At 57.1% G+C, this 12167-nt stretch carries 12 protein-coding genes; 10 read left to right on the top strand and 2 right to left on the bottom strand.

All coding sequences use genetic code 11. The features are described from left to right. Nucleotides 1-109 precede the first annotated feature (109 nt). Nucleotides 110-3166, bottom strand: a complete 3057-nt coding sequence (gene rne / locus G5380_RS02840; RefSeq protein WP_421352335.1) for a ribonuclease E — start codon at nucleotides 3164-3166, stop codon at nucleotides 110-112. A 412-nt stretch (nucleotides 3167-3578) separates the two neighbouring features. Here rne and rluC point away from each other — a divergent pair, with 412 nt between their 5' ends. After that, nucleotides 3579-4523 (top strand): 23S rRNA pseudouridine(955/2504/2580) synthase RluC, encoded by a 945-nt coding sequence (gene rluC / locus G5380_RS02835; protein WP_005351815.1) that lies wholly within the window; start codon nucleotides 3579-3581, stop codon nucleotides 4521-4523. Next, a complete protein-coding gene (locus tag G5380_RS02830) occupies nucleotides 4523-5185 on the top strand; it encodes an HAD family hydrolase (RefSeq protein ID WP_421352334.1) in 663 nt (220 codons plus the stop codon). Before rluC ends, G5380_RS02830 begins: the two co-directional genes overlap by 1 nt. 100 nt (nucleotides 5186-5285) lie before the next feature. Here the strand turns inward: G5380_RS02830 and G5380_RS02825 are convergent, their stop codons facing one another. Beyond that, nucleotides 5286-5867: a Maf family protein gene (locus tag G5380_RS02825; RefSeq protein ID WP_421209030.1), complete on the bottom strand. Its 582-nt coding sequence runs from the start codon at nucleotides 5865-5867 to the stop codon at nucleotides 5286-5288. A 118-nt stretch (nucleotides 5868-5985) separates the two neighbouring features. Here G5380_RS02825 and yceD point away from each other — a divergent pair, with 118 nt between their 5' ends. The 8 genes from yceD (at nucleotide 5986) to fabF (ending at nucleotide 12164) form a co-directional block, all read left to right on the top strand. Continuing rightward, nucleotides 5986-6507 carry a 23S rRNA accumulation protein YceD gene (gene yceD / locus G5380_RS02820; protein WP_421209031.1) on the top strand — a complete coding sequence of 174 codons (522 nt, stop codon included), beginning with the start codon at nucleotides 5986-5988 and terminating at the stop codon, nucleotides 6505-6507. Nucleotides 6508-6526: 19 nt separating this feature from the next. Beyond that, on the top strand, nucleotides 6527-6694 hold the full coding sequence (gene rpmF, locus G5380_RS02815) for a 50S ribosomal protein L32 (protein WP_005300935.1): 168 nt from the start codon (nucleotides 6527-6529) through the stop codon (nucleotides 6692-6694). Nucleotides 6695-6703: 9 nt separating this feature from the next. After that, a complete protein-coding gene (gene plsX / locus G5380_RS02810; RefSeq protein ID WP_224970102.1) occupies nucleotides 6704-7723 on the top strand; it encodes a phosphate acyltransferase PlsX in 1020 nt (339 codons plus the stop codon). Between the two features lie 7 nt (nucleotides 7724-7730). Continuing rightward, nucleotides 7731-8690, top strand: a complete 960-nt coding sequence (locus tag G5380_RS02805) for a beta-ketoacyl-ACP synthase III (protein ID WP_040065495.1) — start codon at nucleotides 7731-7733, stop codon at nucleotides 8688-8690. 71 nt (nucleotides 8691-8761) lie between these two features. Continuing rightward, nucleotides 8762-9697 (top strand): ACP S-malonyltransferase, encoded by a 936-nt coding sequence (gene fabD, locus G5380_RS02800; protein ID WP_421209064.1) that lies wholly within the window; start codon nucleotides 8762-8764, stop codon nucleotides 9695-9697. Nucleotides 9698-9710: 13 nt separating this feature from the next. Continuing rightward, complete coding sequence (gene fabG, locus G5380_RS02795; protein ID WP_421352333.1) at nucleotides 9711-10445, top strand: 3-oxoacyl-ACP reductase FabG; 735 nt, start codon at nucleotides 9711-9713, stop codon at nucleotides 10443-10445. A gap of 158 nt (nucleotides 10446-10603) precedes the next feature. Next, on the top strand, nucleotides 10604-10840 hold the full coding sequence (acpP, locus tag G5380_RS02790; protein ID WP_005300909.1) for an acyl carrier protein: 237 nt from the start codon (nucleotides 10604-10606) through the stop codon (nucleotides 10838-10840). Between the two features lie 82 nt (nucleotides 10841-10922). Continuing rightward, nucleotides 10923-12164, top strand: a complete 1242-nt coding sequence (fabF, locus tag G5380_RS02785; RefSeq protein WP_421209032.1) for a beta-ketoacyl-ACP synthase II — start codon at nucleotides 10923-10925, stop codon at nucleotides 12162-12164. The last annotated feature ends 3 nt before the right edge of the window (nucleotides 12165-12167 follow it).

The raw sequence follows: 12167 nt of genomic DNA, 5'->3' as shown, positions 1-12167 counted from the left end.
GTTCCTCATCCAAACTCCTTATCGATGAAGCTCGAGCAATCTATGTCATGAAGATAAAAAAAGAGCCACACAATGGTGTGGCTCTCGATTTAGTCGTTACCGGTGGATATCAGGGGCGGCCGGCCGGGCAGGTGGCCACGTTGACGGCGGCAGTGCTGCCACCGTGACGACCTGATGTGCTCACTTCGTTGCGTACCAGCGGCGGGTAGTTAACCGGCTCACGAGCAGGCAGGGCAGGGGCTTCGGCGGGGGTTGCCATCGGCGCGGATGCTTTGCGGGCACGAGCCAGCAGGCCAGCTCCGTGAGCTACCTGTTTGGTGACGGCCGGAGTCTCTTCCACCGCAACGGCAGCGACAGGAGTCAGGGCTTCGACAACAGCAGCTGGCATTTCGACTGCAACAGGTACAGCTTCCACGACAGGAGTGTTGACTGCAGGGGCTTCTTCAACAACCGGAGCGGTTTCAACCACGGTTGCGGCAGCCACGTCGACAGCCGGAGCGTCGACAACGGCAACTTCCGGCTCTGCTGCAACCACGACCTCAGCGACAGCTGCAACAACCGGGCTGGCAGCCACATCGGCTGGAGTTGCTTCGACCTGGGCAGCAGCCTGCTCGGCCGCTTCTTCAGCAACGGCTTCGACAACCACATGCTCGGTCAGTGCCGCAGAGGCTTGCAGAGCAGCAGCGACGGCTTCAGCGCTCGGGATGGTAACAACAGGCACTACCGGCTCTTCAACCTGCGCTTTGGCAATATCGGCCTGGGCGGCGGTAGTCAGAGTAGGCTCGGCTTGTTGCTCTTCATCACGCTGGCTACGTGCTTCTTCATTAATACGCTTGCGACGTTGGCCTTCGATGCGCTGGCTGCGCGGAGTACGGCGGGAACGGCGCTGACCTTCGGCCTGCTCATCCTGGTCGCCAGTCTCAACAGCTGCAACCTGAACCTCTTCTACGACAGGCAGGGCAGGGGTGTCGCTCGCAGCAACATCAACGCGGATCTGCTTGCGCAGCTGGCGACGTTCGCGGCGCTCAGCCACTTTCTGCTCTTTTTCCTGACGCGGTTCGATGGCATCAACGGTTTCCACCGCGTCAACGACAACCTCGGCACGAGGCTCACGGGGAGCGCGTGGCTCACGAGCCGGGCGCGGAGCACGGGGCTCACGTTCTTGACGCGCTTCGCGTGGTTCACGTTCCATCCGCTGTTCAGTGCGAACTTCACGTTCCTGACGGGGCTCACGCTCTTTACGAGGACGACGATTGCGGTTTTCACCACCTTCGCGGTTGCCATTTTCACGTTTCTCGCCAGCTTCCGCATTGTTGCGGCTGCCACGACTGTCGTCACGACGAGGACGCTGACCACGGCCACGACCTTCTTCGCGCTGATGACGCTGACCCTCTTCCTTGCGTGCTTCGCGAGCAGCCGGTTTATCAGCCGGAGCTTTTACTTCGGCAGGGGCTGCATCGCTGCTGAACAGGCCGGTAATGCCTTTGATCAGCTTGCTGAAGAAACCTGCTTCGGCAGGTGCAGCGGCAACGGCCGGGGCTGTCTGCTGCTGTGCTGCAACTGGCGCGGGTTGAGTCGGCTGGGCAAAGCCTTGCAGCAGCGGTTGTTCACGCTCGATCACCTGAGCTTGCTTCGGCTGGTAGACCGGCTTGGCAATCTCGGTTTTCAGCTCATAGCTGGCCGCTTCCGGGATCTCGTTCTGACGAATGCGGGTCACTTCGTAGTGCGGAGTTTCCAGATGCTGGTTCGGAATGATGTAAACACGCACATCATTTCGCTGTTCCAGACTGGCGATGGCAGCACGCTTCTCGTTGAGCAGATAGGCGGCAACATCCACCGGCACCTGACCGTGAACCTGCTCGGTGTTGTCCTTCATGGCCTCTTCTTCGATGAGACGCAGGATAGACAGGGCGAGGGATTCGTTGTCACGGATCACTCCTTGACCCTGGCAACGGGGGCAGATATGGCTGCTGGATTCGTTGAGGGAGGGACGCAGACGCTGGCGAGACATCTCCAGCAGACCGAAACGGGAGATCCGGCCAAGCTGGATGCGGGCGCGATCCTGATGAACCGCTTCACGCAGACGGTTTTCCACTTCGCGCTGATGGCGAACCGGCGTCATGTCGATGAAGTCGATAACGATCAGGCCACCTAGGTCGCGCAGACGCAATTGACGGGCAATTTCGTCGGCCGCTTCCAGGTTGGTTTGCAGCGCAGTCTCTTCGATATCGCCGCCCTTGGTGGCGCGGGAGGAGTTGATATCGATGGAGGTCAGTGCTTCGGTCGGATCGATAACGATGCTGCCACCGGAGGGGAGCCGCACTTCACGCTGGAAGGCCGATTCGATCTGGCTCTCAATCTGGAAGTGGTTGAACAGGGCGACTTCACCCTTGTACAGCTTCACACGGTTGAGGAAATCGGGACGTACCAGCTCGATATGGGCCTTGGCACGTTCGAAAATCACCGGATTGTCGATCAGGATCTCGCCCACATCGCGACGCAGATAATCACGGATGGCACGCACGATGACGTTGCTTTCCTGGTGGATCAGCACCGGCGCAGCGCGCTCCTGGGAGGCCTTGTGGATGGAGTCCCAGTGATTGAGCAGGACGTTCAGATCCCACTCCAGCTCTTCCGGAGACTTGCCCACACCGGCGGTGCGCACGATCAGACCCATGCCTTCCGGCACGGTCAATCCACTCAGGGCTTCTTTCAGTTCAGTCCGCTCATCACCCTCGATGCGGCGGGAGATACCACCTGCACGGGGGTTGTTGGGCATCAGTACCAGGTAGCTACCTGCCAGGCTGATAAAGGTGGTGAGGGCTGCACCCTTGGTGCCACGCTCTTCCTTGTCGATCTGGACGATAACTTCCTGACCTTCGCGGACCACTTCTTTGATGTTGGGACGACCCTGATAGGAGTAACCGGAGGGGAAGTAATTGCGGGCGATCTCCTTCAACGGCAGGAAACCGTGGCGCTCGGCGCCGTAGTCAACAAAAGCAGCTTCAAGGCTGGGTTCTACGCGGGTGATCTTACCCTTGTAAATGTTCGCTTTCTTCTGCTCGTGTCCCGGACTTTCAATATCCAAATCGTAGAGCTGTTGTCCGTCAACCAGCGCTACGCGCAACTCTTCTTCTTGAGTTGCGTTGATAAGCATTCTTTTCATTGAGTTCTCATTATTGTGTCATTTTGATTTCCTCCATCTGGGTCCTGCCAGCGCCGGCCTCGGGTCTTCAGCATACTGGGGCAACCTCCCGGTTGGGGTATGCATGAGGCGCAAACTAAGGGCGTTCTGGTCATCTTTTCTCGAGAAGAGATGAATAAGGATGCCGAAATGGAGACAAATAAACGGTGATGTTTGTGTTCTCCATGCGTTGTACCTCGCACCCGGGAACCGTCATGTTCTTCTAGACACGGTGTATCGGGATTGGGTGGCATACTTTTTGGCCACTTAGTACAAGGCTTGAACACAATGACAAAACCTTGTTTATTATCCCATTTAAACCTCTTTTATAGCAAGGCGCCATTTTTCAACAAACCAGCAGCCAAGGGGCGCTGGCAGTGGTAAAATCCGCGCCATGACACAGATACAACAACAAGTGCAGCTGCTCACCATCGAAGCTGAGCATGACGGGCAGCGCATCGACAATTTTCTCAAGACTCAGCTAAAGGGCGTCCCCAAGAGCCTGATCTATCGCATCCTTCGCAAAGGTGAAGTGCGAGTAAACAAAAAGCGCATCAAACCGGAGTACAAACTCTGCGCAGGCGATGAGGTGCGGGTTCCTCCCGTACGCGTTGCCGAGAAGAATGAGCTGCCTTCAGCAAATCTGGGCGTTATCCAGCGTCTGGAGAGCCAGATCCTGTTCGAAGATGATGCCATGATCGTGCTGAACAAGCCCTCCGGCATGGCAGTACACGGTGGCAGCGGCCTGAGCTTTGGCGTGATAGAAGGGCTGCGCGCCCTGCGTCCTGAAGCTCGGTTCCTTGAACTGGTTCATCGACTGGATCGCGATACCTCGGGCGTACTGCTGGTTGCTAAAAAACGCAGCGCACTGCGCAGCCTGCATGAGCAGTTGCGCGTCAAGACCATGCGCAAGCAGTATCTGGCGCTGGTGCGCGGCAAATGGCAGGCTCACGTGAAGGTGGTTAATGCACCTCTGCGCAAAAACGATCTGCAGTCTGGGGAGCGGGTAGTACGGGTCAGCGCGGATGGCAAGCCATCGGAAACTCGGTTCCGTATCGTGCGTCAATTTGCCGAAGCGACCTTGGTCGAGTGCAGCCCCATCACCGGTCGTACCCACCAGATCCGGGTGCACACCCTGCATGCCGGTCACCCGATTGCGTGTGATGATAAGTATGGTGAAGCGGCGTTTGACGAGAAAATGCGCAGCCAAGGGCTGAAACGGCTCTTTTTGCATGCCTGGAAGCTCAGCTTCACCCATCCGGCCGATGGTCGCGAGATGCAGGTAGAAGCGCCGCTGGCACCTGAACTCGACAACTTCCTCAACGGCTTGCCACGCTGATGCAGGATATCCGGCTCGCCATTTTCGATTGGGATGGCACCCTGATGGATTCGGTGGGCCGGATTGTCGCCTGTGTGGAGGGGGCCGCCAGAGATTGTGAGCTGGCGGTACCTTCACCAGCCCAGATCCGGCAGATCATCGGATTGAGCCTTGATGTCGCCATGTCCCGCCTGTTCCCTTTGTGTAGCGACAGTGGCACCGCCATTGATGAGCACCAGATTGCCATGCTCATCGATCGTTATCGTCATCACTATCTGCACGATGCGACCCCCAGTCCGCTGTTTGCCGGGGCAGGGGAGCTGCTGCATGACTGGCGGTCACGGGGCCTGCAACTGGCCGTCGCGACCGGTAAATCACGCCGTGGGCTGGATCGGGTATTGGATGAGACCGGGCTGCGCCCGTTGTTTATGACCAGTCGTGGGGCTGATGAGGCCAACTCCAAGCCCGATCCGCTGATGCTTGAGCAGATCCTAGACGAACTGGGGCTTTCACCCCGGCAGGCCGTGATGGTCGGCGACTCTGTTCACGATATGGCGATGGCCGAGGCAATCGCCATGCCGCGCATTGGTGTCACCTGGGGGGTGGATAGCCGCGATGCCCTCAGTCGTCACGGGCCAGTGGCGGTGGTGGATTCTATGGCGGCTCTTCGCGGGCTGTTATAGACGCCTCTCTTTAAGAGACATCGATCTGATTGATAACAGAAGCCCGGTCTATTGACCGGGCTTTTTATATGCTCGATCTAGCTTATCTATTCGTCCGCGATCAGGGCAGGGCAATACCGTGGCGCTCCAGCAGCTCGATCAGGCCGATCAGCGGCAGACCGATCAAGGCGTTAGGATCGCGCCCTTCCAGCCCCTTGAACAGCACGATCCCCATCCCTTCGCATTTGAAACTGCCCGCACAATCGAGGGGCAGCTCAGCCTCTACATAGCGGCGAATGGCGGATTCGTCGAGATCGCGAAAGTGGACCGTAAACGGTTCAATCAATTGATGAATCTCATTGGTTGCAGCGTTAAGTACGCACAGCCCGGTGTAAAAGGTGACGCTGCGACCTTGAGCCGCCATCAGCTGGGCGATGGCATTGTCGATGGTGCCCGGTTTGCCGAGGATGCGGCCATTGCAGACACAAACCTGATCAGATCCGATGATCAGCCCGTGATCACGACTATTTGCAATGGCCTGGGCCTTTGCCCGGGCAAGTCGGGCCACCAGCTCCTGAGCGGATTCATCTGCCAGTGGTCGCTCGTCTACGTCGGGAGCCGCACATTCAAAGGGGAGGCCGAGCTTCTCCAGCAGGGCTTTACGATAGCGAGAAGTTGAGGCGAGGATCAGATTCTGTGGCATAATCAGGTACCGATGAAAGCGAGTACCGGCATTCTAGGGACTTGTGACGTTAAAATCATCGGCGGTAAGGACTTTTTCCTTTGACTATCAGTTGTTGGACCTATATTATTCGCGCCCTATGCAAAAGGTGAAGTTGCCCGTTAAGGTTGATCCAGTCCGTAGTGCCTTGAAGCTGCTCGATTACATCGGGATAGTGGAAAAGTCGCAGATGCCCAGGCTGGAGGAATCAACCGCTGGCTTGCAGAGTGATATCGATGTATCACTGCACTTTGGCAAAGATGTCCAGAAGTTGACCGTTATGAAAGGCACTGCCCATGCCAAGGTTAACCTGGTTTGCCAACGTTGCGGGGAGACATTCGAACACCTCTGTGAAGCTGAATTTATCTACACTCCGCTGTTCGAAAGAACAAACGAGGAAGAACTGCCGGAAGCTTATGAGCCCATTGAGTTGGACGAAAACGGCGAGATAGATCTTCATCAAATCCTGGAGGATGAACTCATCCTCTCGTTGCCTCAAGTCGCAATGCATTCTCTGGATGCATGCCCGAGAGGAAACATGGAGATGACCTGGGGTGAAATCGAACCTGCTGATGAGCGGCCGAATCCCTTTGCAGTTCTTGAAGAGCTTAAACGTAAGTGAATTTAGGAGTTAGCCTACAATGGCCGTACAACAGAACCGTAAAACCCGTGCCAAGCGTGGCATGCGTCGTTCCCACGATGCGCTGACCACCGCTGCCCTGACTGTTGATCAGACCAGTGGCGAAATTCATCGTCGTCACCACGTGACTGCCGATGGTTTCTACCGCGGTAAAAAGGTAATCGCTTAAGGATTGCCTTTGTCTACGCAAACTGTCGCGCTAGACATCATGGGGGGAGATATTGGCCCCTCGGAAACAGTGCCTGCCGCCGTGCAGGCACTGTCTCTTTTACCCCAGCTAAAACTGATCCTGGTCGGCGACCAGCACCAGACCTTCTCTCTGCTGCAGCAACATGGCTTGCTGAATCATCCCCGCGTTCGTTTCGTACATGCATCCCAAGTGGTTGGCATGGGCGATAAACCGATCGTGGCGCTGCGTACTCTGAAAGACTCCTCCATGCGGGTGGTACTCAATCTGGTGAAAGCCGGTGAGGCCGATGCCTGCGTCAGTGCCGGCAATACCGGTGCGTTGATGGCGATGGCCAAGTGCGTGCTCAAATCCCTACCCGGGGTAGACAGACCCGCCCTTATCAAGGCGTTGCCGACATTGAGCGGGAAACGCACCGTGATGCTGGATCTTGGCGCTAACGTCAGTTGCGATGCGGATACCTTGCTGCAGTTTGCGGTGATGGGCTCCGTCGTGGCTGAAAAGGTAGAAGGCATAGCATTACCTCGTGTTGCCTTGCTCAACATCGGCGAGGAGGAGATCAAGGGCAACGATCTGGTGCGCCACAGCGCCGAATTGTTGCGTCAGTGCCACGCGCTCAATTATGTCGGGTTCGTCGAAGGGGATCGCATCTTCAGCGGCGACAGCGACGTGATCGTCTGCGACGGTTTTGTCGGTAATGTCGCCCTCAAGACGGCAGAAGGGGTGGTGCGGATGATGGCCCACCTGGCCGGATATCCCCGCAAGAAACGCACTTTTCTTGGCCAGATCGCCGGATTTATGTTCAAACGGCGTTTTTCTTACCTGAACCCCGACCAGTATAACGGGGCAAGTCTGTTAGGATTGCGCGGCATTGTGGTAAAAAGTCATGGGCGGGCCGAACGGCGCGCTCTGTGTAATGCGATCCTGCTGGCCGCACAAGAGGCCAAACATCAACTTCCACTGCAAATAGCAGATCGCCTTGAAGCTGTCTTCTCTGACAGGGATCTATAAGAACTCTATGCATAGCAAAATTCTGGGTACTGGCAGCTACCTGCCGAGTTCAGTGCGTACCAACGCCGATCTCGAGCAGATGGTTGAGACCAGTGATGAGTGGATCGTGGAACGCACCGGTATCCGTGAGCGCCGTATTGCCGGGGCTGACGAAACCGTTGCCACCCTCTCTTACCAGGCCGCCCTGCGCGCCCTGGATGCAGCCGGCTTGACCGCTGCCGATCTCGATATGATAGTGCTGGCCACTACCAGTGCTGAAAATGCCTTCCCGGCTGCCGCCTGCGAGCTGCAGGGGCTGCTCGGCGTTCCGGGCATTCCTGCCTTTGACGTGGCTGCAGCCTGCGCAGGCTTCACCTACGCACTTTCCATTGCCGATCAGTTCGTCAAATCCGGCGCCGCCCGCCATGTGCTGGTCGTCGGGGCCGATGTACTCTCCCGCATGTGCGATCCACAAGATCGCGGCACCATCATCCTGTTTGGTGATGGGGCAGGGGCTGTGATTGTCGGTGCCAGCGAGACGCCGGGTATCCTCTCTACCCATCTTCATGCCGATGGCCGTTATGGCGAGCTGCTCAAGCTGCCGCACCCTCGTCGCGGCATGCCGGGTGCCGAGCTCGAAGCCTATATGTATATGAAGGGCAACGATGTCTTCAAGGTCGCGGTCACCCGTTTGAGCGAGATCGTAACCGAAACCTTGGCCGCTGCTGGCATCGAGCCGAGCGAGCTGGACTGGCTGGTGCCGCATCAAGCCAACTTCCGCATCATCAGCGCCACAGCCAAGAAGTTGGGTATGAGCCTCGATAAAGTGGTGCTGACCCTCGACAAGCACGGCAACACTTCTGCTGCGTCCGTCCCTGTCGCCTTCGATGAAGGGGTGCGGGATGGCCGGATCAAACCGGGTCAGCTGGTACTGCTGGAAGCCTTTGGTGGCGGTTTCGCCTGGGGCTCGGCGCTGGTTCGCCTCTGATCTTCGGCGGGATGGTGTCTCCATCATCCCGTCACCGATTTCATTTTTGTCTTATCTAAAAGGAATCAATGATGACCCAATTTGCCATTGCCTTCCCGGGACAAGGTTCCCAGTCCGTTGGCATGCTGGCCGAGCTGGCCGAACAACATGCCGTGATCAAGGAGACCTTCGCCGAGGCGAGTCAGGTGCTGGGTTATGACCTGTTTGCCCTGGTGATGGATGGTCCGGTTGAAGATCTGAACAAAACCTGGCGCACCCAGCCTGCGCTGCTGACTGCCTCTGTCGCCCTGTGGCGCCTGTGGCAACAGCAGGGTGGGGCAACGCCTGCCATGATGGCGGGTCACAGCCTGGGTGAGTACTCTGCGCTGGTTTGCAGCGGCGCACTCGATTTTGCCGATGCGGTCAAACTGGTCGAGTTGCGTGGTCTGGCTATGCAGGAAGCGGTACCGGAAGGCACCGGCGCCATGGCGGCCATCATCGGTCTGGATAACGAATCCATCGCCGCCAACTGCGAAAAAGCGGCACAAGGGCTGGTGGTCTCTCCGGTCAACTTCAACTCCCCGGGCCAGGTGGTTATCGCCGGTCACAAAGAGGCCGTTGAGCGCGCCAACGTGCTGATGAAAGAGTCGGGCGCCAAGCGTGCGCTGCCGCTGCCGGTCTCCGTGCCGTCTCACTGCGCGCTGATGAAACCTGCCGCAGAAAAACTGGCAGCTGCGCTGGACGGGATCGAGATCAAGGTTCCAACCATCGCTGTCATCAATAATGTCGACGTATCCTGTGAACAGGATCCGGCTGCCATCAAGCAAGCGCTGGTACGTCAGCTGTTCAGCCCGGTTCGTTGGACCGAGACTGTCGAGCGGATGGCCAATGAGGGCGTTACCCTCGAGATCGAGATGGGACCGGGCAAAGTGTTGACCGGGCTCGCCAAGCGTATCGACAAGCGCGTGGAAGGTATTCACGCCAACGATGCCGCCTCTTTCGAGCAGGCGCTGGCCCAGATCAAGTAAACAGGAGCAAGTGATGAGCTTTACCGATAAGGTTGTGTTGGTGACCGGTGCCAGTCGTGGCATCGGCCGTGCGATTGCCGAAACATTCGTGGCCCGTGGCGCGAAAGTGGTCGGTACGGCGACCAGCGAGAGCGGTGCCGAGGCGATCAGCGCCTATCTGGGCGAGAATGGTTGCGGCATGGCACTGAACGTGACCAGCCAGGAATCCATCGAAGCCGTCTTCGCCGCCATCAAGGCGCGCTTTGGCGACATCGACATCCTGATCAACAACGCGGGTATCACCCGTGACAACCTGTTGATGCGGATGAAGGATGACGAGTGGAACGAGATCATCGATACCAATCTGACCTCGCTTTACCGTCTGAGCAAACCGGTGTTGCGTGCCATGATGAAGAAACGTCATGGTCGCATCATCAGCATCGGCTCCGTGGTGGGAACCATGGGCAATGCCGGTCAGGTCAACTATGCTGCCGCCAAGGCAGGTCTGGTTGGTTTTACCAAATCGTTGGCGCGGGAAGTGGCATCCCGTGGTATCACAGTGAACGCGGTTGCTCCCGGTTTCATCGAAACCGACATGACCCGTGCCCTGAATGACGATCAACGTGCCGGCATCATGAGTCAGGTGCCTGCCGCCCGTTTGGGTGATCCAAAAGAAATTGCCGCAGCTGTGATATTCTTGGCTTCTGATGAAGCAGCCTATATCACCGGCGAAACCCTGCATGTTAATGGCGGGATGTACATGGTGTAATCAATTTGTCGTAAGATCTGTTCAAATTTGCGATAGTACGCCGAAGTTTGGCACATTTCGTGGTTTGACCAGCGGCAAGCTACTTGCAAACTCACGTCAATTGAATAAACTACCCCAACCAGACGCAAATAGCGTATTTTTAAAGGAAAATTCAGGTCATGAGCAACATCGAAGAACGCGTAAAGAAAATCATCATCGAACAACTGGGTGTTAAAGAGGAAGACGTTAAGAACGCTGCCTCCTTCGTCGACGACCTGGGCGCTGACTCTTTGGATACCGTTGAACTGGTAATGGCGCTGGAAGAAGAATTCGATACCGAAATTCCTGATGAAGAAGCCGAGAAGATCACCACTGTTCAAGCGGCTATCGACTACATCACCGCTAATCAGGAATAAGTTCCTGTTCTAAGAGAAGCGGCCCAAGGGCCGCTTCTTTTGTATTTGTTCCTTTTCAAAACACCTCTCGGAGACTACCTCAGTGTCAAAACGCAGAGTCGTGGTGACCGGCTTGGGGATGCTTTCCCCGGTGGGTAACACTGCCGAATCCAGCTGGCAAGCACTGCTCAACGGGCAGAGCGGCATTTCCCTTATCGAACACTTTGATGCCAGCGAGTTTGCAACCCGCTTCGCAGGTCTGGTCAAGGATTTCGATCCCGAGCAGTACGGTATCAACCGTAAAGACGCTCGCAAGATGGATCTCTTCATTCAATACGGCATCGCGGCCGGTATGCAGGCGCTGGATGATTCCGGCCTGACCATCAATGAAGAGAATGCCGAACGTGTCGGCGTGGCGATTGGCTCCGGTATCGGCGGTCTGGGTCTGATTGAACAGAACCACGAAAGCTTGGTCAACGGCGGCCCGCGCAAGATCAGTCCCTTCTTCGTTCCGTCCACCATCATCAATATGGTGTCCGGTCATCTTTCCATCATGAAAGGTCTGCAAGGGCCGAACATCGCCGTGACTACCGCCTGTACCACAGGTACCCATGCCATCGGTATGGCTGGCCGGATGATCGCTTACGGTGATGCCGATGTGATGGTCGCCGGCGGTGCCGAGAAAGCCTCCACCGCGATGGGGATGGGTGGTTTTGCTGCTGCCAAGGCACTCTCCAACCGCAACGACGAGCCGCAAAAAGCGAGCCGTCCGTGGGATAAAGATCGCGATGGTTTCGTGCTGGGTGACGGTGCCGGTGTACTGGTACTGGAAGAGTACGAACACGCCAAGGCCCGTGGCGCCAAGATCTACGCCGAGCTGGTCGGTTTTGGCATGAGCGGTGACGCGTACCACATGACTGCGCCTCCTGCAGATGGCAACGGTGGTGCTCGCGCCATGAAAAATGCTATCAAGGATGCCGGCATTGCTCCCGAGCATATTGGTTACATCAACGCGCACGGTACCTCCACCCCGCTGGGTGATGTGGCCGAGCTGCGTGGCATGAAGTCGGTGTTTGGTGAGCACGCCAAATCCCTGATGGTGAGCTCTACCAAGTCCATGACCGGTCACCTGTTGGGCGCCGCCGGTGCCATCGAGGCGATCATCACAGTGTTGGCCCTGCGTGATCAGGTGGCTCCGCCCACCATCAACCTGGACAACCCGGATGAAGAGTGCGACTTGGATCTGGTACCCCATGTGGCCAAGCCAGGCAGCTTCGAGTACGCCCTTTCCAACTCGTTTGGTTTTGGCGGCACCAATGGCTCACTGATCTTCAAACGCGTATAATTT

Source organism: Aeromonas sp. 604443 (genome assembly GCF_049170315.1).
Taxonomy (GTDB): domain Bacteria; phylum Pseudomonadota; class Gammaproteobacteria; order Enterobacterales; family Aeromonadaceae; genus Aeromonas; species Aeromonas veronii_A.
Note: the sequence above shows the minus strand (reverse complement) of the source record. Positions and strands in the feature narration are given on the sequence as shown.